The sequence below is a fragment of the Sphingobium sp. MP9-4 genome, from assembly GCF_005281675.1.
GTDB lineage: Bacteria > Pseudomonadota > Alphaproteobacteria > Sphingomonadales > Sphingomonadaceae > Sphingobium > Sphingobium yanoikuyae.
This window is the reverse complement of sequence record NZ_LUFI01000023.1, coordinates 1-20193: the sequence shown is the minus strand read 5'-3', so window position 1 is coordinate 20193 and position 20193 is coordinate 1. Positions and strand designations below refer to the sequence as shown.

Annotated in this window: 21 protein-coding genes; 9 read left to right on the top strand and 12 right to left on the bottom strand. The window is 65.7% G+C overall.

All coding sequences use genetic code 11. From position 1 onward, the window contains the following. Window positions 1-24 precede the first annotated feature (24 nt). The 4 genes from argC to A0U87_RS05885 form a co-directional block, all read right to left on the bottom strand. Window positions 25-969: an N-acetyl-gamma-glutamyl-phosphate reductase gene (gene argC, locus A0U87_RS05900; RefSeq protein WP_048939086.1), complete on the bottom strand. Its 945-nt coding sequence runs from the start codon at window positions 967-969 to the stop codon at window positions 25-27. Further along, complete coding sequence (locus A0U87_RS05895; protein WP_048939087.1) at window positions 966-1874, bottom strand: C40 family peptidase; 909 nt, start codon at window positions 1872-1874, stop codon at window positions 966-968. Before A0U87_RS05895 ends, argC begins: the two co-directional genes overlap by 4 nt. After that, window positions 1834-2241, bottom strand: coding sequence for a MarR family winged helix-turn-helix transcriptional regulator (locus tag A0U87_RS05890; RefSeq protein ID WP_004211384.1), 408 nt, complete (start codon window positions 2239-2241; stop codon window positions 1834-1836). The genes A0U87_RS05895 and A0U87_RS05890 overlap by 41 nt, the downstream gene beginning before the upstream one ends. A 62-nt stretch (window positions 2242-2303) precedes the next feature. Continuing rightward, the gene (locus tag A0U87_RS05885) at window positions 2304-3701 is read right to left on the bottom strand and encodes a leucyl aminopeptidase family protein (protein ID WP_048939088.1); all 1398 of its coding nucleotides are present in this window, start codon (window positions 3699-3701) and stop codon (window positions 2304-2306) included. 155 nt (window positions 3702-3856) lie between these two features. Between A0U87_RS05885 and A0U87_RS05880 the strand changes: the two genes are divergently transcribed. Together A0U87_RS05880 and A0U87_RS05875 are read left to right on the top strand one after the other, a co-directional pair. Further along, window positions 3857-4057: a hypothetical protein gene (locus A0U87_RS05880; RefSeq protein ID WP_004211387.1), complete on the top strand. Its 201-nt coding sequence runs from the start codon at window positions 3857-3859 to the stop codon at window positions 4055-4057. Beyond that, entirely contained in the window at window positions 4057-4899 is an 843-nt protein-coding gene (locus A0U87_RS05875) for a DUF4163 domain-containing protein (RefSeq protein WP_048939089.1), read from the top strand. Before A0U87_RS05880 ends, A0U87_RS05875 begins: the two co-directional genes overlap by 1 nt. 18 nt (window positions 4900-4917) lie before the next feature. Here the strand turns inward: A0U87_RS05875 and rimO are convergent, their stop codons facing one another. From rimO to serS, 6 genes are all read right to left on the bottom strand, one after another. Further along, entirely contained in the window at window positions 4918-6300 is a 1383-nt protein-coding gene (gene rimO, locus A0U87_RS05870; protein WP_170978359.1) for a 30S ribosomal protein S12 methylthiotransferase RimO, read from the bottom strand. A 94-nt stretch (window positions 6301-6394) separates the two neighbouring features. Beyond that, the gene (locus tag A0U87_RS05865; RefSeq protein ID WP_048939090.1) at window positions 6395-9220 is read right to left on the bottom strand and encodes a TonB-dependent receptor; all 2826 of its coding nucleotides are present in this window, start codon (window positions 9218-9220) and stop codon (window positions 6395-6397) included. Window positions 9221-9375: 155 nt separating this feature from the next. Beyond that, window positions 9376-10434 (bottom strand): potassium channel family protein, encoded by a 1059-nt coding sequence (locus tag A0U87_RS05860; protein WP_048939091.1) that lies wholly within the window; start codon window positions 10432-10434, stop codon window positions 9376-9378. Continuing rightward, entirely contained in the window at window positions 10431-11525 is a 1095-nt protein-coding gene (locus A0U87_RS05855) for a M23 family metallopeptidase (protein ID WP_048939099.1), read from the bottom strand. The genes A0U87_RS05860 and A0U87_RS05855 overlap by 4 nt, the downstream gene beginning before the upstream one ends. A gap of 59 nt (window positions 11526-11584) precedes the next feature. Further along, window positions 11585-12349, bottom strand: a complete 765-nt coding sequence (gene surE, locus A0U87_RS05850; RefSeq protein ID WP_004211396.1) for a 5'/3'-nucleotidase SurE — start codon at window positions 12347-12349, stop codon at window positions 11585-11587. Between the two features lie 13 nt (window positions 12350-12362). Continuing rightward, window positions 12363-13640 (bottom strand): serine--tRNA ligase, encoded by a 1278-nt coding sequence (gene serS, locus A0U87_RS05845; protein WP_048939092.1) that lies wholly within the window; start codon window positions 13638-13640, stop codon window positions 12363-12365. Between the two features lie 88 nt (window positions 13641-13728). On the opposite strand from serS, the gene A0U87_RS05840 reads away from it, so the two are divergent. Then, window positions 13729-14169, top strand: a complete 441-nt coding sequence (locus A0U87_RS05840) for a host attachment family protein (RefSeq protein WP_048939100.1) — start codon at window positions 13729-13731, stop codon at window positions 14167-14169. Window positions 14170-14365: 196 nt separating this feature from the next. Here A0U87_RS05840 and A0U87_RS26995 read toward each other — a convergent pair whose 3' ends face one another. Then, entirely contained in the window at window positions 14366-14500 is a 135-nt protein-coding gene (locus A0U87_RS26995) for a hypothetical protein (RefSeq protein WP_017501572.1), read from the bottom strand. Window positions 14501-14549: 49 nt separating this feature from the next. Between A0U87_RS26995 and A0U87_RS05835 the strand changes: the two genes are divergently transcribed. From A0U87_RS05835 to A0U87_RS05825, 3 genes are all read left to right on the top strand, one after another. Further along, the gene (locus A0U87_RS05835) at window positions 14550-15149 is read left to right on the top strand and encodes a hypothetical protein (protein ID WP_234415744.1); all 600 of its coding nucleotides are present in this window, start codon (window positions 14550-14552) and stop codon (window positions 15147-15149) included. A 520-nt stretch (window positions 15150-15669) separates the two neighbouring features. Continuing rightward, entirely contained in the window at window positions 15670-16134 is a 465-nt protein-coding gene (dksA, locus tag A0U87_RS05830; RefSeq protein WP_004211401.1) for an RNA polymerase-binding protein DksA, read from the top strand. Between the two features lie 76 nt (window positions 16135-16210). Beyond that, on the top strand, window positions 16211-16579 hold the full coding sequence (locus A0U87_RS05825) for a PilZ domain-containing protein (RefSeq protein ID WP_048939094.1): 369 nt from the start codon (window positions 16211-16213) through the stop codon (window positions 16577-16579). A gap of 293 nt (window positions 16580-16872) precedes the next feature. Here A0U87_RS05825 and A0U87_RS05820 read toward each other — a convergent pair whose 3' ends face one another. After that, window positions 16873-17031, bottom strand: a complete 159-nt coding sequence (locus A0U87_RS05820) for a YdcH family protein (RefSeq protein ID WP_010337949.1) — start codon at window positions 17029-17031, stop codon at window positions 16873-16875. A gap of 186 nt (window positions 17032-17217) precedes the next feature. On the opposite strand from A0U87_RS05820, the gene A0U87_RS05815 reads away from it, so the two are divergent. The 3 genes from A0U87_RS05815 (at window position 17218) to A0U87_RS05805 (ending at window position 20135) form a co-directional block, all read left to right on the top strand. Beyond that, a complete protein-coding gene (locus tag A0U87_RS05815) occupies window positions 17218-17397 on the top strand; it encodes a DUF465 domain-containing protein (protein ID WP_037492086.1) in 180 nt (59 codons plus the stop codon). A 120-nt stretch (window positions 17398-17517) separates the two neighbouring features. Beyond that, window positions 17518-17988 (top strand): DUF1465 family protein, encoded by a 471-nt coding sequence (locus A0U87_RS05810; RefSeq protein ID WP_010337951.1) that lies wholly within the window; start codon window positions 17518-17520, stop codon window positions 17986-17988. 128 nt (window positions 17989-18116) lie between these two features. Next, on the top strand, window positions 18117-20135 hold the full coding sequence (locus A0U87_RS05805; protein ID WP_137405286.1) for a BamA/TamA family outer membrane protein: 2019 nt from the start codon (window positions 18117-18119) through the stop codon (window positions 20133-20135). The last annotated feature ends 58 nt before the right edge of the window (window positions 20136-20193 follow it).

The window sequence follows — 20193 nt, the reverse complement described above, 5'->3', positions numbered from 1 at the left end:
TTTTGCTGTCTGGCTGACGGCGCTTTAGAGCCGCAGGCCGGCGGTTTCCGGCAAGCCGGCCAGGATGTTGAGATTCTGCACGGCGGCGCCTGCCGCACCCTTGCCCAGATTATCGAGCGTGGCGACCAGACGGACCTGGCCGCTCTGCGCATTGCCGAACACCGACAGCGACAGGCGATCGGTCGCGCCGACATGCTCGACATCAATCTGTGCCATGGCGCTGCTGTCGGCCAAGGGCGTCACGCTGACGATCGGCGATCCTGCATAGGCGGCGGCCAGCGCGGCGTGGATGTCCGCCGGGGCGGGCGTGCCGGGCATGGCGCGCAGCTGCAGCGGCACTTCCACCAGCATGCCGCGATAGGCATTGGCGACGGCCGGCGCGAACAGCGGCGGATGGGCCAGACCCGAATAGCGGGTCATTTCCGGCACATGTTTGTGCGCCAGGCTCAGGCCATAGGCGCGGAAGGCGGTCGGCGCGCCCTCGGCGCCCTCATATTCGGCGATCATCGCCTTGCCGCCACCCGAATAGCCCGATGCGCCCGATACCGTCACCGGCCAGTCGGCCGGCAGCAGGCCGGCCAGCACCAGCGGACGGACCAGCCCCAGAAAACCGGTCGGCCAGCAGCCGGGATTGGCGACGAAGCGGCTGTTGGCCAGCCGCTCGCGATGGCCCGGTTCCAGTTCGGGGAAGCCATAGGTCCAGCCGTCGGCGACGCGGTGCGCGGTCGATGCGTCGATCACGCGGGTGCGGTCATTGTCGATCATCGACACGGATTCGCGTGCGGCATCGTCGGGCAGGCACAGGATCACGATGTCGGCCGCGTTCAGCGCGTCGCGCCGGGCCGCCATGTTGCGGCGATCCTTTTCATCGACCGTGATCAGCGACAGTTCGGGCCGGTCGGCCAGGCGATCGGCAATCTCGATGCCGGTGGTGCCATGGCCGCCGTCGATGAAGATCTTCGTGGTCATGGGGCAATCCTCCGCCGCGCGATGATCGGCTGTTCATGGTCGGGCGCCAGCCGGGCGACGACATCGGCCAGCGGCTCGACCACCACGGCCATCCAATGGGCGTTGGCGTGCAGCATATGGGTGGCGTCGGTCATGATCCCGACATGGCCGGGGAAGAAGATCAGGTCGCCGCGCTGCAACGGCACGCTCGCCTCGATCGGCGCGCCAATGCCCTCGCACTGCAGGTCGGTGTCGCGCGGCACGGCGATGCCGCATTCGCCCAGCGCAACCTGCACCAGCCCCGAACAGTCGATGCCGCGATGGCCACGGCCGCCCCAGACATAGGGCTGGCCCAGATAGCGCTGCGCCACCGCGACCCAGTCGCTTTCCCGCGAGTCGAGCGGTGCGGCATGGCGGCCATGGATGAAGCCGTCGCCGGTCGCGAGGAAGCTGTCCTCGGCCTCGCCGCCGAAGCGGGCGCCCAGCGGCCAGTGATCGGCGATCGGTGCCTTGATGTCGGCGCGGCTGAACAGCGGCGCGCTCTGGTTGACGATGCGGTGGCTCACCGCCTCCTTCACGTCCAGTGCGTCGCGGCGGATATAGCCGACATAGCCGTCATGCCCGCAGAAGCCCCAGGCCCAGTCGGTCGTGACGTCGAGCGCATGGAAGCTTTCGCCGCGCAGCAATTCGCTGACCGCCTCGGCATTGTGCGAGGGCTGGGACAGGATCGGCGCGCCGGGCGCCACGCAGGTCAGTTCGACCGCGCGGGCATAATGGGCGGAAAAGAGCACGCCGGCGAGCGAGATGTCCGCAAGGTCGCCACGCGCCGCATGGACGCGGTGGTCGAGCGCTACGGATCTGCCGTCCAGCTTGAACCGGGTTCTTTCAGGCGGTGCGTTCCGCGTGGTGTTGATCTGGCCTGTCATCGCGCGCGGTTCCTGCGATGAAATGGTGAAAGGCGTCAAGGAATTCCGCGCCCTTCGACGTGCGGGTGATGAAAATATTGCGCCGATCGGCCGCATCCCGCTCTCGTCGGAGATAGCCGAGCGCCGAAAGCTTGTTCAGCGCGCGGGTGATGACCGGCTTGGACACATGCAACTGTTCGGCCAGGCCGCGCACCGTATGCGGGCCATCGCCGATATAGACGGTCAGCATCAGGGCCATCTGGCGGTTGGTGAGGTCGGGTTTTCCCGACCGCACATAATCCACCAGGGTCCGCATCCACTGGCTGAGCGGCTGTATGCCGGGACGGTCGATCTGGGCGGCCTGTTGCGGGGAAGCGAGCGCGTTCATGCCCCCCTAACGCATGATAGCCAATCCGGTTGCGTAACGGATCGCAGGATATTGCAGTTTGACTATCGCGCGCCGTCATAGCGTTGCTGGAGCAGGCGGAAGACTGCGCGCAGGCCCAGGGCCTCGCCGCCCTTGGGCCGGCCCGGACGGGCCGCCGGTCGCCAGGCGAAGGTGTCGAGGTGGATCCAGGCCGTGCCCTCCGGCACGAAGCGCTGCAGGAACAAGGCGGCGGTCACCGCGCCGGCAAAGCCGCCTTCGCCGGCATTGTTCATGTCGGCAATGTCGGACTTCAGCATGTCATAATAACCGTCCCACAGCGGCAGGCGCCAGGTCGGGTCGTCGACCGCCGTGCCGGCCGCCGCGATGTCGCTCGCCAGTGCCTCGTCATTGGTGAACAGCGCGGGCAGGTCCGGGCCGACGGCGACGCGCGCCGCGCCGGTCAGGGTCGCGAAATCGACGATCAGCTCTGGCTTTTCCTCACCCGCGCGGGTCAGCGCGTCGCCCAGTACCAGCCGCCCTTCGGCGTCGGTATTGCCGATTTCCACCGTCAGCCCCTGCCGGCTGCGCAATATGTCGCCGGGGCGGAAGGCATTGCCGCTGATGGCATTTTCGGCGGTCGGCACCAGCAGGTGCAGCCGCACCGGCAGTCGTGCGCCGATGATCAGCCGGGCCAGCGCGATCGCATGGGCCGCGCCGCCCATATCCTTCTTCATCAGGCGCATGCCCGATGATGGCTTGATGTCGAGGCCGCCGCTGTCGAAGCAGATGCCCTTGCCGACCACGGCGATGCGCGGCGCGGCGGGGTCGCCCCAGGCCATTTCGATGAGGCGCGGGGCAAAGCTCTTGTCCGCCGCCTTGCCGACGGCGTGGATCATCGGGAAACCCTGCTCCAGCGCGTCGCCGCGCGTCACCTGCACGTCGCCGCCATGGGCCTGCGCTAGCTGGCGCACGGCATCTTCCAGATCCTGCGGCCCCATGTCGGCGGCCGGCGTGTTCACCAGGTCGCGGACCAGCGCTACCGCTTCAGCCTGTTGCACGATCGCCTCGATCCGGGCGACGTCGCTGGTCAGCAACACGCGCGGCCCGGCCGCGCCTTCATCCTTGCGATAGCGTTCGAACCGATATTGCGCCGTCAGCCAGCCCAGCGCCGCCGCGCCGGTGCTGCCTTCGGCCAGGCGATAGCTGCCCTCGGGCAGGCTCTCGGCCAGTCTGGCCAGGCACCAGCTGCCGAGGGCGTCGCGCTTGGCGACCCCGGCCACGACCGACCAGTCGCTCTGCCCCTCGCCGGGGACGATCGCATATTCGTTCGGCTTGGCGTGGAATTTCTGGGCGCTGATCAGGGCGCGGACCCGCTCGGGCTGGGCGGTGAACCAGGCGTCCAGTTCGGCCGCTTCGATCAGCTGGATGGAACGGGCGGGCTGGCCATTATCGGCTTTGAGCAGGTCGGCAAATTCGGTCATGCACAGGGATGTAGGAGAAAGCGCTCCACATGGGAACGGGCCATTTTTGCATCTTCTTTCGTCCCGGTGGAAACCCGGCCGGCCGTCAGGGCATTTGCCTATTGTGGCCCGAGTGCCTAGGTTCCAGTTCATAATAAACGGCAAGGAGAGTAGCCATGATCCGTTCCGACAATAGCGGCCTGCAGGCGCTGCGCGCCCGCGCCTATGCGCTGGCCGAAAGCGGCCAGTTCGCCAACGCCCATGCGGTCGAGCAGGCGCTGGTGGCCGAAGGCTGGCCCAATATCCATCGCGCGCTCGCCGGCGACTATGCGCGCAAGGCGATCAGCGAACGCTGCCTGACGGCCAAGCCGCACTGATGCGGGCAGGGTGGGGGAACGGGACGACGGGGCTGCTGCTCGCAGCCCTGTTGCTGTCCGGCTGCTCGAAATCGACTGAGGATGACACGCCCGGCGGCAACATGCCCGCCAATGCGACGATGCGCGCCTTTGTCGACCGCATGGCCGGCACCACGCGACCCGCTGCCCCACCCGCCGAACCATTCGAGCAGACGGACAAGACCGAGCTGCTGGAATTTCTCTACGCCTATCCGGCGCAGGCGGCGGCGATCCCGACGCTGGTCGATCGCTTCGCCCACGCCATGGCCGAGAACAAGGCCGATGCGCTCAAGATGGCGACGCAGGACCGGGATTCGGCCAGGAAAGCGGGCTTCCCCTTCCACGCCCACAGCCGCGAGACGCGCTGGAGCGTGATGGCCGATACGCCGCGCTTCCTGGCGCTCGAATCCGCCAATTACATGTATACTGGCGGCGCCCATGGCATGACCGGCTATGAAGCGCTGCTGTGGGACAGGGAGCGGCGGCGCGAAACCGATTTCGGCGCGCTGCTGACCTCCGAAGCGGCCTTTGCAGCGGCGATCCATGACAGTTTCTGCGAGGCGCTGGACCGGGCGCGGGCGGAAAAGCGCGGCGCGCCGGTGGTGCCGGGCGATGACGACTTCACCAAATGCATCGATCCGATGAAGCAGGTGCTGGCGCCGACATCGCGCGACGGCAAGTTGATCGACGGCATCCAGGTGACGATCGGCCCCTATGGCGCCGGCCCCTATGCCGAGGGCAGCTATGACATCAAGCTGCCGGTCGATGCGGCGACCTACAAGGCGATCAAGACCGAATATCAGGACGCGTTCGTCAGGCCCTGATATCCGGTTCCCGATCGGTCAGGCCGGCACGCCGTACAGGTCGTGATCGTCGGCATCCTCGATCAGCACGTCGAACATGTCGCCCGCCTTGCGGCCTTCGCCGACGTCGCGCAGGAAGACATTGCCGTCGATTTCCGGCGCGTCGGCCTGGCTGCGCGCGGTGGCGCCGATGCTGCCATCTTCCTCGTCGGGCTCGCCGACCTCGTCGATGATCACCGGCATGACCCGGCCGACCTTGGCCTGCAGCTTGGCGGCGCTGATCGCGGCGGTTTTTTCCATGATCCGCTGGTAGCGTTCTTCCTTGACCTCTTCGGGCACGGCGCCCGGCAGGTCATTGGCGGGGGCGCCCTCGACCGGCTCGAAGCGGAAGGCGCCGACGCGGTCGAGCTGGGCCTCGTCCAGCCAGTCGAGCAGATACTGGAAGTCCGCCTCGGTCTCGCCGGGGAAGCCGACGACGAAGCTGGAACGGATCGCGATGTCGGGGCAGATGTCGCGCCACTTGCGGATGCGATCGAGCACCTTGGCTTCGTTGGCCGGGCGCTTCATCGCCTTGAGCACGCTCGGCGAGGCATGCTGGAAGGGGATGTCGAGATAGGGCGTCAGCAGCCCCTCGGCCATCAGCGGGATGACATGGTCGACATGGGGATAGGGATAGACATAATGGAGGCGGACCCAGGGGGCGACGCCGTCCGCCGTGCGCAACTGGCCCAGTTCGCGTGCCATATCGGTCATATGGGCGCGGACCTCGCGGCCCTTCCACATGCGCGGCTCGTGGCGGGTGTCGACGCCATAGGCCGAGGTGTCCTGGCTGATGACCAGCAATTCCTTGGTGCCGGCCGCGACCAGCTTTTCCGCCTCGCGCAGCACCGCGTCGATGCGCCGCGACACCAGGTCGCCGCGGATCGAGGGGATGATGCAGAAGGAGCAACGGTGGTTGCAGCCCTCTGAAATCTTCAGATAGCTGTAATGGCGCGGGGTGAGCTTCAGCCCGCCTTCGGGCACCAGGTCGACAAAGGCGTTGGGGATGGGCGGCGACGCGTCATGCACCGCATTGACCACCTGCTCATATTGATGCGCGCCGGTGACGGCCAGCACCTGCGGGAATTTCGCGCGGATCACGTCCGCTTCGTCGCCCATGCAACCGGTGACGATGACGCGGCCATTTTCGGCCATGGCCTCGCCGATCGCTTCGAGCGATTCTTCCTTGGCGGAATCGAGGAAGCCGCAGGTGTTGACCAGCACGACGTCGGCGCCGGCATAGTCGGCGGACATCTGATAGCCGTCGGAACGCAGCTTGGTCAGGATACGTTCGGAGTCGACCAGGTTCTTCGGACAGCCGAGCGAAACCATGCCGATCTTCGGCGCGTCTGGGATTTTGGTTGCCATGATCGGCGCGCACATAGGGATTTTTGCGCCAAATGTCACGGGGTAGCCGAAAAGACAAAGGGCGCGCCCGGATGGACGCGCCCTTCGCCATGGCTAAGCGACTAATCTATCACATCTTGTAGGACAGGCGGATGTAGCCGAACTGGCCCGGCACATCATAGGTGGTCGGGTCGAAATTGGCGCTGTCGCAGGTGAAGCAGGCCGGCGGATCCTTGTCGAACAGGTTGTTGACGCCGATCGTCAGCCGGGTGCGATGGTCGAGCCAGGCCGGCGAGAAATAGGCCTGCATGTCGCCATAGAAGGTCGATCCCATGACATGGCCGTCGCTCTCGGTCACCTTGCTGATATAGCGGCCGGTGAAGGAAACACCCCAGGCATCGGCCGAATAGTCGAGCGTGGTGGTCGCCTTGAAGCGCGGATAGGCCTGGTCGACCGAACCGCAGCGTTCGGTGCCGGCGCATTTGATGGTCGGTGCATTCAGCTCGGCCGGAGCCTTGATGTCATAGCTCAGCAGATAGGCGGCGTTGACCGTCAGCCCGACCGTGCCTTCGCCCACCGGCTTGGAGCGATAGATCAAAGATCCGTCGATGCCGTCGGTGTTGATGGCGTTGAGATTCTGCAGCGTGGCGTCGATGCCGGCGACCAGACCGCTGGGCGTGCGGCTGATCGATGCGCAGCTGACCGGATCGGCATCGAAGGCGCAGCGGCGCAGGGTCAGCGTCGCAGGCACCGAGTCGATCGCGTTCTTGAGGCGGATATTATAATAATTGACCTCAAGGCTGAGCGCGCTGGCAAAGCCGTTGCGTGCCCAGGCCGGGCTGTAGACCATGCCGGCGGTCCAGGTCTTGGCGGTTTCCGGCTTCAGGTTGGTCGAGCCACTGGAAAAGACGCCCAGCTGGCCACCGGTCGGCTCGTCATAGCTGCCATCGGCCGGCACGCCATTGGCGATGCAGTTGGCGCGCACGGTCGGATTGTCCCAGGATCCGCCCGCTGCGCTGGTGCAGGGGTCGTTGATCGTCTGATCGGTGCGCGACCGGCCGGCATGCATTTCGCCGATGCTGGGCGCACGCAGGCTCTCGGCATAGCCGCCGCGCAGCAGCAGGTCGCTGACCGGTTTCCACAGGCCCGACACGGTGAAGGTCGTGTTGCTGCCAAAGCTGCTATAGTTGGAATGGCGCACCGCGCCGTCCAGTTCCAGCTTCTGGAAGAAGGGCACGTCGGCGAGGATCGGGATGCGGATTTCGCCATAGACTTCATCGACATTGAAGCTGCCGGCGGCCGGGCTGGTCGGCACGTCGGCGCCCAGGCCCGCGGTGATGATCGGGTCGGGGGTGTAGCTGGCGCGCTGGTTGCGATGCTCGTAGCCGACGGCGAAGCCGACCGCGCCGCCCGGCAGGTCGAACAATTCGCCCGACAGGTTGGCGGTGGCGTCCCACAATTCCTGCGTGCTGCGATCCTTCTGGTCGAAGGTCACATAGTCGAGCATGGCCTGGGTGATCGACCCGGCCCCGCCGAAGATGTTGAACGGTACGCAATCGCCGGTGCAGCCCGCGACTGGCCCCAGCGCCTGGGCCAGCTTGGCGGCGTTCAGGTTGCCGGTGAACACCTGATGCGCGTCATTGCTGCCATACATGCCGTTGACGTCCCAATACCATGTCTTGTCGCCGACCCCGAAGGAGCCTTCGAGCGTCGATTGCATGGTGAAGGTGTCGACATCCTGGCTGAAGATGCGCGGCCCGCCCTCGACGAAGCGGCGGGCGATCAGCGAATAGGTAGCCGGCTCGCCATTGGCACCCGACGACAAGGTGAAGCCGAACGGATTATAGGGATTGGTCGCATCGATGCTGATCGTGTCGAGCAGATTGCCGTTGCCCGCATCCGGGCCGACGAACAGCGGCAGCGGTGCGGCCTGGGTGGTCGAACTGCGATGCTGATAGACCAGCCGCGTGCGCAGGCTGACATTGTCGGAAAATTCGAACTTGGCGTTGAGGAAGCCGCCATAGCGTTCCGACGGCGTCAGCAGGTAATTTTCCGGCGCGAAATTATAGCGATCGGCCGAGGTGAAATTCTTGAAGTCGCCCGGATAGGTCGGGCGCCCGCTGACCGGCGCGATCAGCGTCAGATCATCGTCGCCGATCATGAAGCGGCCATTGGGCGTGGCACCGGAACAGCCGCCGATCGGGTCGGCGCAGCTCGTCTGGCCCGGATTGGGGAAGCGGGAGATGGAGCGATCGGCGGTGCGGACGCTCTGCTGCTTCACATAATTGCCGCCGAAGACGATCGACACCCGATCGGACTGCAGGCCATAGCTGGCGTTGAGGTCATAGGTTTCGCCATCGCCCTGTTCGTAGGTGCCGAACTGGGCGGACAGATCGAACCCCTTCTGCGACTGTTTGGTAATGATGTTGACGACGCCGGCAACCGCGTCGGAGCCATAGAGCGGGGAGGCGCCCGACTGCAGCACCTCGACCCGTTCGATCATGCTGGCGGGGATGGAGTTCAAGTCGACCGAGGCAGGGATGCCGCCGGCCGCCGAGCCGTTCACATAGCGCATGCCGTCGACGAGGATCAGCGTGCGCTTGGCGCCCAGGTAACGCAGGTCGATTTCGGCCGAGCCGGAGCTGACGCCGGTGCCGTCGGGCGGACCGCCGATATTGCCCGCATTGTTGACCTTGGTGTTGAGGCCGCCGCCAGCGCTCGGGATGCGCTGCAGAACGTCGGCGATCGAGGAAAGGCCGGTCCGCGCGATCGCTTCCTGATCGACCGTGACGATCGGCTTGTCCTGGTCCAGCGGATTCTGGCGGATGCGTGATCCGGTGACGATGATGGCCCCGGCATCATCGGCCTGCGGCGCGGTGGATTGGGCGAAAGACGGTGCGTTATAAAGGAAGGCGGACAGCAGGACGCCGGTTTTCAGGACATTTTTCAAGCGCATATTCTACCCCTCAAAAATCAGACCTGAGGGGGAGTGTTGCCATTCTATGACAGCAAGGCAATTGGCCTCATGCTGCGCTGCACCCTGGGTAGCACGAATTTTGCCATATGTTGCTGTGGCGCAACAAACATGTTCAGTCTGTCGCTGGTTTGAACCTATTGATCGTCGGCGCGGGGTGTGGCGCCGGTTTCTTCCACGATCTCGATGATGCAGTCGCCCGTCTGGAGCCGCTTTGCGCCTTCCTCCCAGAAGCCGATCGGATGGTCGCCGCGATAGATGCGCACGCCAAGCCCGGTACCGATCGCCGAGAGCGGCTGGCCGATTTCCTGCGGCAGGACAGGCCGTTCGTGCAGCTTTACCCGGCCGCCCGATGCGGCAAGATCGGCCATATAGTCGGCGATATGCTTGCCGCTGGTGCTGCCGGCCAGCAGCAGCCCGGCAAAGCTGACCGGGTTGATGACGGTGGTGGCGCCGGCCTGGCGGGCGGGCACTTCATTATCCTCGTTGCGCACGACGATGCTGATCGGCAGGCGCGGGGCCAGGTGACGCGCGGTCAAGGTGATCAGGATCGACGTGTCGTCGCGCCCGGCCGACACGATCATCGTGCGGGCACGGTGGATGGCCACGTCCTTCAGCGTCTTGTCGCGCGTGCTGTCGCCGCACAGCACGTTGCAGCCCAGCGCCTCGGCATGGTCCAGCGCTTTCTCGCTGCCGTCGATCACCACGATCTCGCGCGGGTCGGTGCCACGCGCCAGCAGCTCGTTCACCGCCTCCTGGCCGCTGGTGCCGAAACCGGTGACGACGATATGATTGTGCAGATCGGCCTGAATGCGTGCCATGCGCCACCTGTAGAGGATGTTGCGGAAGAAGAGATTATAGGCCGTGCCCAGAAAGATGATCCAGACGAACAGCCGGATCGGCGTGACGAAGATGGATTCGAACAGGCGCGCTTCGGGCGAGACCGGCACGATATCGCCATAGCCGACCGTGGTGACGGTGACCGTGGTGAAATAGAGCACGTCGATGAAGCTGATCTGGTCATCATAATTGTCCTTGAGACCGTCGCGCCCGAACCAGTGGAGCGCCAGCACGATCGCGATCAAGCCAAAGACCAGGACGACCCGCCAGGCGAGGTCCGCCCAGACCGGCAGCGCCGATCGCCGCCGCAGAAAGCCGGCCATGGGCGATGCCGAAGGCGGCGGCGCGATCTTCATGGGGTGGGCAATTGGGTCATGGGATTGATCGGCACCCGGTCCTTGCGCAGCTCGAAATGCAGCTTCGGCTTGCTGGCATAGCCTGTGTCACCGCTGAGGCCAATCACCTGGCCCTTCGTCACCTTCTGCCCGCGCACCACGTCGATCCGGTTAGCATGGCCATAGGCGCTGACCCAGCCGCTGCCATGGGTGATGAGGACCAGGCCGCCGAACACCGCGATGCTATCGCCGGCATAGGCGACGACGCCGTCCGCTGCGGCCCTGATTGGCGTGCCGATCGGCGCGGCAATGTCGATGCCGTTATTCTTGGCGCCGCTTTCGCCGGGGCCGAAGTGCGAGAGGATATTGCCCTTGAGCGGCCAGGCGAATGGACCGGAAAAACCGCCGGGCTGGGCGATCGGCACATTGGAGGGCAGGGGGCGGGGCTGGGCCTTGGCCACCGCGCGCGGTTTCTCCTCCGCGACGGCAGGCTGGCCGCCGGTCAGCACATCGTCAATGTCGATGCGGAAGGCGGCGGCGCGCTGCTCCAGGCTGGATGCGGGCGCCCGCACCGGCGCTGCGGCCACCGGGGCGGCCGGCATCTCGCCACCGGGCAGCAGCAGCCGCTGCCCGCGCCGCAGCACATAGGGTTCGGTCAGGCCATTGATGTCGACAATGTCGCTCCAGCGCACGCCATAGGCAACGGCGATGGCGATGCCGGTCTCGCCCTCCGCCACCGCATGATAGCGGCCGCCGGGGATCGACAGGCTCTGCCCCGGCCGCAGCGCATAGGGCGGGGCCAGCCCGTTGGCCCGCGCGATCGCGTCCGATCCCGCGCCGGTGCGGTTGCCAATGCCGCGCAGCGTGTCGCCCGGCTGCACGCTGTAGAGGCTGGCGGCCACCGTCCGCGCATTTGCCGTCACCTGCTGCGCCGTCCAGACCGGTTTGCGCTCGATCATCTGCGGCTCGGGCCTGACCGGTTGCGGCGGCATGCTGGGTGATGGCGGAATGGCCGGCGCCGGCTGGGCCGGGGGCAGGGGCGCGGCATAGGGCGCGCTGTCCTGCACGGGGGCAGGGATGCAACCCGCCAGCAGCAGCGGCAGCGGCGCCATGGGCAGCCAGAGCCGCCCCTTGTCATGTCCAGCCATATGGTCTCCCCCCGGAGCGTAAGTCAGTCCGAAAATGCCTGCGCCGTTGCCGCCAGCGCGCCATCCTGCGTCAGATCATAATGGAGCGGCGTCACCGCGATATAGTCTTCTGCAATGGCTGCCAGATCGGTCCCCTCGGGCGCGGAATCGCTGCGGCCCAGGCCAAACCAGTAATAGCGATAGCCGCGCGGGTCGGTGCCCTCGATGATCTTCGTCCGGTCGATGTCATGGAAGCCCTGCCGCACCACGCGCACGCCCTTCACCCTGTCCGGGTCGATCGCGGGGAAATTGACGTTGAACAGCAGGCGCGGGCTGGCCGGCATCGCGATCAGCGGGCGCAGCACCCGCTCGCCCCAGGCTTCGGCGGCGGCAAAGGGCACCGCGTCGCCCATCGCCTCGCGGGCATAGACCTGGCTCAGTGCGATCGACTTGATGCCGGAAATCGCGCCCTCCATCGCAGCCGCGACGGTGCCTGAATAGGTCACGTCCTCGGCCAGATTGGCGCCGCGATTGACGCCCGACAGGACCAGGTCGGGTTTTGCGTCCTTCATCAGATGGCCGACCGCCATCATCACCGCGTCGGTCGGCGTGCCGGTGACGCTATAATGCTTCTCGCCATGCTTGCGAATGCGCAGCGGGCGCGTCAGCGTCAGGCTGTGGCCCGCGCCCGACTGTTCCTCGCTGGGCGCGACGATCCAGATATCGTCGGACAGGGTGCGGGCGATCGCCTCCAGCACCTTCAGCCCCGGCGCATGGACGCCATCGTCATTGGTGAGGAGGATGCGCATCGCCCGTTCCCTTTTATCGTGGCTCCAGCTTGGTGATGCCGCCCATATAGGGCGCGAGCACCTCGGGCACGATCACGCTGCCATCGGCCTGCTGGTAATTTTCCAGCACCGCCACCAACGTGCGGCCCACGGCCAGGCCCGATCCGTTAAGGGTGTGGAGGAAGCGCGTCGCCTTCTCTCCCTCCGGCTTGTAGCGGGCGTTCATCCGCCGCGCCTGGAAATCGCCGCAGTTGGATACGGAGCTGATCTCGCGATAGGTCGCCTGGCTCGGCAGCCAGACTTCCAGATCATAGGTCTTGCGCGCACCAAAGCCCATGTCGCCGCTGCACAGCAGCATCTTGCGATAGGGCAGGTTCAGCGCCTGCAAAATGCCCTCGGCCGCCTGCACCATCCGCTCATGCTCCGCGTCCGATTCCTCGGGCGCGCAGATCGCGACCAGCTCGACCTTCTCGAACTGATGCTGGCGGATGAAGCCGCGCGTGTCGCGTCCGGCCGATCCGGCCTCGGACCGGAAACAGGGGGTCAGCGCGGTCAGCCGCACCGGCAGCGCGTCGGTCGGCACGATCTGCTCGGCGACCAGATTGGTCAGCGATACCTCGGCGGTCGGGATCAGCCAGCGACCATCGGTGGTGCGGAACAGATCCTCGGCGAACTTCGGCAGCTGGCCAGTGCCGAACAGCGCCTCGTCGCGCACCAGCAGCGGCGGGTTGGTTTCCTCATAGCCGTTGGTGCCGCTCTGGGTGTCGAGCATATATTGCGCCAGCGCCCGGTGAAGCCGCGCCATCTGGCCGCGAAGCGCGGTGAAGCGCGCGCCCGACAGCGCCGCGCCGCCCTCGAAATCCAGCCCCAGCGCCGGGCCGAAATCGGCATGGTCCTGCGGCGCGAAATCGAATTCGCGGATATTGCCCCAGCGGCTCAGCTCGACATTGCCGGCTTCATCCGCGCCCTGCGGCACGTCGTCGGCGGGCAAGTTGGGGATCGCGGCCAGCATGGCATTGAGCGCCGCGCCGATCTCGGCCTCTTCGGCTTCCAGCGCCGGCGTGCCTTCCTTGAGCGCCGCGACCTCGGCCTTCAGCGCCTCGGCCTTGGCCATGTCCTTGGCGGCCATCGCCTGGCCAATCGCCTTGCTCGCCTCGTTGCGGCGGGCCTGCCCCTGTTGCAGCTCCGTCTTGAGCGCGCGGCTCTTCTCGTCCAGCGCCAATATGTCGGCGGACAGCGGGGCCAGGCCACGGCGCGCCAGGGCTGCGTCGAAAGCGGCGGGATTTTCGCGGATGAAGCGGATGTCGTGCATGGCTGCCCTATGCCGTCGCGAACGGGGCCACGCAACCCTGTGCGCCTTCACCCGTTGGTGATGCGTCCACAAAATGAAGGAGAAGGCGATGCAGATCGATCATGATGCGATGGTGCTGGTGGCGGACGGGCGCAAATTGCTCTTCTTCCGCAACAAGGGCGACCGCGCCTTTCCCCAACTGGAGGCGGAAGAGGTGAAGATGCAGGATAATCCGGCCGATCGCGATCAGGCGTCGGATGCGCCGGGCCGGGCCTTCAATTCGGTCGGCAGCCATCGCAGCAGCGTGGAACAGACCGATTTCCATGAACTGGAAGAGGCACGCTTCGCGGCGGAGGCGGCCGACCTGCTCAAGCGCCGCGCCTTTGCCCAGGATTATGAGAAGCTGATCATCGTCGCCCCGCCGACGGCATTGGGCGAGATGCGCAAACATTATCACAAGGAAGTGCAGGACCGGCTGGTCGGCGAGATCGCCAAGGATCTGGCCAATCATCCTGTGGCGGAGATCGAGAAGATCATCGCCCGCAGTTGAGCGGGAGATCGTGTCGGTAAAAGAAAAGGGCGGCTCCTAGACATTGATCGCTTCAGCCTGAATCGGCCTGAAGCGTGAATCAATGTCTAGAATCAAGGAATAGAGCCTGATTCACGCCATCGGTGAAAGCGCGAAGCGCTTCCACCTCAGACGATCAGGCTCTTGCCGCCCTTTTTGGTTCTCGGACAGTGCCGGCTCAGATATTGCCGGTGCGGATGATCGGGATCGGCTTGGCCGGGCCATGGCCCTCGATCGACAGCTCCGTGTTGCGATCGGCCAGGCGCTTGCGCATCAGCAGTGCGGCGGCACCGGCGCCGAACAGCAGTACCATCGGCGGCGCCGGCACATCGGTCGGCGGCGGCGGCGCGGGAGGCGGCGGCGTGCCCGAAGACGTGCCCGACGACGTCGAGGTCGACGTGGAACTGCTGGTCGAGCTGCTCGTCGACGTGCTGCCGAAGCTCGACGATCCGGTCGAGGTCGAACTGGACGTCGAGGTCGATGTCGCGCCCGACGAGGAAGATGTCGACGTCGATGTGGACGTCGAAGTCGATGTGGAGGTCGACGTCGAGGTCGTCGTGGTCGACGTCGTACCGCTGGAGGTCGACGTCGGCGGGGTCGGCGAATCCGAACCGCTGGTCGTCGATGTTGGCGGCGTGGGCGAGTTGGAGCCGCTCGAACCGGTCGAACCGGTGGTGGAGATCACCACCGTGCCGCCACCGCTGCTACCGCCACCAAAGAAGCCGCCGATGAAACCGCTGCTGCCGCCAAAGCCGCTGCTGCCGCCGATCGGCGCTGCGGTCGGAGTCGGTCCACCAGCCATCAGGGGCAGGGCTGCCTGCACCGGCGGCGGGGGCAGTGGGATGGGCGGCGACGGCGTGGTCACAGTCACGCGGATCGGGTCGGGCTTCTTGGCCGGCGGGCGCTTGGCCGTGGCCAGGACGCGCTGGCGCGGCTTGGCCTTCACACTCTTGGTGCTGTAGACCGTTGCCGGACGCGCATTTTCCGCCACATGGACGGCGCCCCCGCCAATGATGGCGCCGCCACAAGTGCAGGCGCACAATTTTGCCAAAGCCATCCGAACCGACATAGGATCTTCTCTAGTCCTGTTTACCCATTCGCGCCATCGGACCCTTCCGTAGCGTGAACCCTGCCATTCCCTACTGCATACCAACGCAAAATAAAGCGTTAACTGCAAGGGCATTAACCATCTTTGCGCCGTAAAAGGTCCGAAAAATCGGGCGTTTGAGTCAACTGCAATGGTTAACGTGTCATTGTGGAACGTTAAGGATGGGCTGCGTGGACATCCCGATGGCCGGATCGGGGAAAACCCGGATGGAGTCGCGCCGTCCGTTCCGGGCGGGTCAGCCGACCTAGGGGATGCGCCGGAGTGCGCATTGTCCGCTTGTATCGCCTCGTCGCGGTGGCTATGAGGCCCGCTCAAACAAAAGTCATGGGCGCCCGGAACTTACAGCGCCGGGGCCTCTCGAGTCGGAGAGCCAGATGGCATCGGTACTGAATTCCGATAAAGACGGTGTGAAGCCGCCAAAATCGACCGTAACACTCCCGGACGATTATCGTCCGTCGGCTGACGAAGAATTCATGAACCCCCTGCAGCAGGAATATTTCCGGCAGCGTCTCTGGGACTGGAAGAAACAGATCCTGTCCGAAGCTGAAGGCACGCTCGCTGTGCTGCAGAATGAACCGCTGCGCGAACCCGACCTCAACGACCGCGCATCGAGCGAGACCGACTGGTCGATCGAGCTGCGCACCCGCGACCGCCAGCGCAAGCTGATCTCCAAGATCGACGCGGCGCTCCGCCGTATCGATGAAGGCGAATATGGCTATTGCGAAGTCACCGGCGAGCCGATCTCGCTGGGCCGGCTGGAAGCCCGTCCGATCGCGACCATGACGGTCGAGGCGCAGGAGCGGCACGAGCGTCAGGAAAAAGTCTCCCGCGACGATTAACCCCCAGCGGCGGTTAACCCTTTCTCCACGTCGCATGACTATCCTGTTGGCCAAGTGTCATTTTGCGGGAATAGTCATGGACAAGGAAACGGGAAATTCTGATCGGGGACCGGCTCGTTCCGCGCCGCGCGACAGCCTGTTCCTGCTCACCAGCCTCAGCACGATCGATGGCGTCGATCTGGGCAAGGCGCGCGTGCGCAATCTGTCGGCCACCGGCCTGATGGCGGATTGCGAACGCGCCATTCCTGCCGGCACGCGTCTTCGTCTCGAACTGCGCGGTGTTGGTCTGGTCGAGGGTTCGGTCGCCTGGTCGCGCGATGACAAGATCGGTTTTGCCTTCGACGCGCCGATCGACCCGCAACTGGCGCGCAAGCCGGTCGCCAACGGTGTGTCGCGGCAGGCGTTGCCGGACTATCTGCGTTCGGCGACGATCACGCGCCGTTGATACCGATGATGTAAATGGGTTGGCAAAAGGCCCCGCCGGTTCGCCGCGTGGGGCTTTTTCATATGCGGCCTGTTCCATGCCGCCGCGACGCCTCCACTTGGGGCGAGCGTTAGTCGAAGACCGCCACGCTGAACGCCTGTCATCGCCAGGTCATCTTCCCCGGCTAGGCGTCATCCGTTGCACTATGTCGAAAATCTGGCCGGGGTTCTGGCCGGATCGATGCGCTGCGTCCCGCTGGCAGGAAAATGGCCGGTCCGGTGATCCGGCCCCGGCCTTTTCCGTGCGGAATGGGCTTAATGTCGGCCCTGCATCTCTTCCTTGACCCGCAATTTCTGCTTCTTCAGCGAGGCGACGAGAATGTCGTCGGGCATCGGCCGACTCGACTCGGCCTTGATCCGGGCTTCGAGCCCGGCATGCTTTGCGGAAAGAGCTGAAACGTGGGAATTTTCCATGACATTCTCCTTACGAGGGTGATGGATGACGAAGTAGATCATGATTCGGCGGACCTGTCTCGCGATGATTCGCGCTTTGCGATGGGCCGTCGGTAAAATTGCGATGGCCCGCGCGTCCGCGCCGGGCTATCAGGAGAGGCTATGTTGGGTTCAGAAGGCGGGGGCTTGGTGAGCCGCGAAGACATTATGCGCCGGTTGGAGCTGCTGCGGGTCGAGCATCGCGATCTCGACGCTGCGATCGCGGCGCTGGTCGATGGCGGGGTGGGCGACCAGATGCAGGTCGCGCGCCTCAAGAAGCGCAAGCTGCGGCTGCGCGATGAGATCGTTGCGCTCGAAGACGCGCTGGTCCCGGACATCATCGCCTGATGCGTCCGCCGCGTCGCAAAATTGCGGGACTGCGGCGTAAAGCGATCCCAAATGGGACAGGCGGGCTTCCGGCGCCATTCACGGCCCTGACAATCGCACCGCGATATGTCAGCTAGGCCTATGCGCAACGCAGCCGCCCTTGATCCCGGTCTTCATCGCCGCCTTGTCGATGGCCTCTATATGGAGGCTATGGTGATGGCGGATGAGGCGCGCTCCTATTTCGACGCGGATGAGGCTGGACAGTTTGCCGCCGACGATCCGCTGCGTCGCGTCTCCTTCGCCTGTGAATCGCTCAAGGTGACGACCCGGCTGATGCACATCATCGCCTGGCTGCTCAGCCAGCGCGCCTGGCAGCGCGGCGAGATTGGCGATGCGGATGTGGCCGATGAGAAATATCGGCTCGGCCGCGCCACCGCCACCGATCCGGGCATCGCCGGCGACTTCCCCTTCGCCGCCCGTTCGCTGATCGAGGCGAGCCAGGAGCTTTATGGCCGGGTCGCTCGGCTGGAGGAGCGGATGCTGTCGCCGGACGCGCCGCTGGCCGACAGTCCGGCCCGCGCACTCATGGATCGGCTCAACACCGCCTTCTGACCATTGCGCCATCGCCATCTCTTGGCTGGCATAGTCGCCCCGACTTGGTCTAGACCGGTCGCATGACCCATGGCTTGCGGACAGGGCGCCGCTTTCCCGTTGATCCGCGCGCCGCAGGGCTATGTCTCTTGTCCCTGGCGCTTTGCACCGCCGGCACTGCGTTCGCGCAGGCGGCCCAGCCTGCGCCTGATCCCGCTGCCGATCCCGCCAGTCCGCCGGTCGATCCGGCCGCATCGCTCGATGCCATGCCCGACATCGGCATCGACTGGCCCGACATGGGCCAGCCCGATACGGTCGCCCCGTTGCCGGAGGATCCGGTTGCAGCCAGCGAACCCGATACCTCCGATCAGCCAGCGCAGCAGGCCGCGGACGCCGCCGATACCGGCCCGGCCGAGGAGGTCGTCACCTTCACCGACGCGGGGGAGGAGCGCAAATATGGCGTCACCCTGCGCGGTATCGAGGCGATCGGCGACAATCAGATCGCGCCACGCTTCGACAGCCTGTCGATATTGCACCAGGGGGAGGGGAAGGCCGCCAACCTTGCCCAGATCAACCGCCGGGTGAAGGAAGACAGCGACCTGCTCGACCGGTTATTGCGCGCCGACGGCTATTATGCCGCGCGGGTGCGCGGCAGCGTCGCGCCGCCGCCCGCCGGCAGCGACAAGCTGTCCGTCATCTTCGATGTCACGTCGGGCCCTCTCTATCTCCTCGACACGGTGGAGATTGCCGGCCTTGCCGAGACCGGCCCGCGGGAGGAGACGCTGCGCGGCGCCTTCACGATGAAGTCGGGCGATCCGATCAACGCCGACCGCATCCTTGCGGGCCAGACCGCGCTGGCGACGGCGCTGGGCGAAAATGGCTATCCCTTTGCCAGGGTGGACGAACCCGAAGTGCGGATCGACCATGAAGCGCGCAACGGCGATCTCGACATCATCGTCACGCCCGGCGGCTATCGCAGCTTCGGCCAGATTTTGCTCGACAATGATGATGTGTTCAGCGCCCGCCATCTCCAGCGCATGGCTCGGTTCGAGCCGGGCGAAACCTACCGCGCCACCGATGTGGAGGATTTGCGCCGGGCCATCGTCACCACCGGCCTCGTCTCGTCCGTTACCCTGACGCCGAAGGATGCGGGCGATGGCGAACATGTCGACCTGGATGTCGATCTGCGCCCGGCGCCGATGCGCACCATTGCGGGCGAGCTGGGCTATGGCACGGGTGAAGGTTATCGCGCGGAGGTCAGTTGGCAGCATCGCAATCTCTTCCCGCCCGAAGGATCGCTCACCCTGCGCGGCGTTCTCGGCACCCAGGAACAGACGGCGCAGGCGACCTATCGCCGCAATAATTTCCGCGAGCGCGACCATGTGCTGACCGGTCTCGTCTCCTACAGTAATATCCGCCGCGACGCTTATGACGCGCGCACCATCACCCTGTCGGGCGGGCTGGAGCGGCAGACCAACATCCTGTTCCAGAAACATTGGGTCTGGCGCGTCGGCGCCGAACTCATCGCCTCGGACGAAGCGGACGCCTTTTCCAGCGGCAGCCGCCGTACCTTCTTCATCGGCGCGGTGCCGCTCAGCCTGACCTATGATGGCAGCGACGACCTGCTCAACCCCAGCAAGGGCTTCCGCCTCGGCGGCCGCCTCAGCCCCGAACTCTCCTTTCAGGGGTCGACCTTCGGCTATGCCAAGGCGCAGGTCGACGCCAGCGCCTATCAGCCGATCAATGATCGTGTCGTGCTCGCCGGGCGGACCCGGCTCGGCACCATCCTCGGCTCCACCGTCGATCGCATCGCGCCCTCGCGGCGCTTCTATGCCGGCGGCGGCGCGTCGGTGCGCGGCTATGGCTATCAGGCGATCGGCCCGCGCTACGGCCCGGATGATGATCCGGTCGGCGGCAAGAGCCTGATCGAATTTTCCGCCGAGGCGCGCATCCGCTTCGGCAATTTCGGCGTCGTGCCCTTCCTCGACGCGGGCAATATCTCGACCACCTTCCTGCCGCGCTTCCGTGACCTGCGCGTCGGCACCGGGCTTGGCGTGCGCTATTATAGCAGCTTCGGCCCGATCCGCGTCGATGTCGGCACGCCGATCAATCCGCAGCCGGGCGATGCCAAGGTCGCCGTCTATGTCTCGCTGGGGCAGGCCTTCTGATGGCCACGCCGCCGCCCGACAGCCAGCCGCCCGTGCCGCCGCCGCCGCCGGCCGCGCC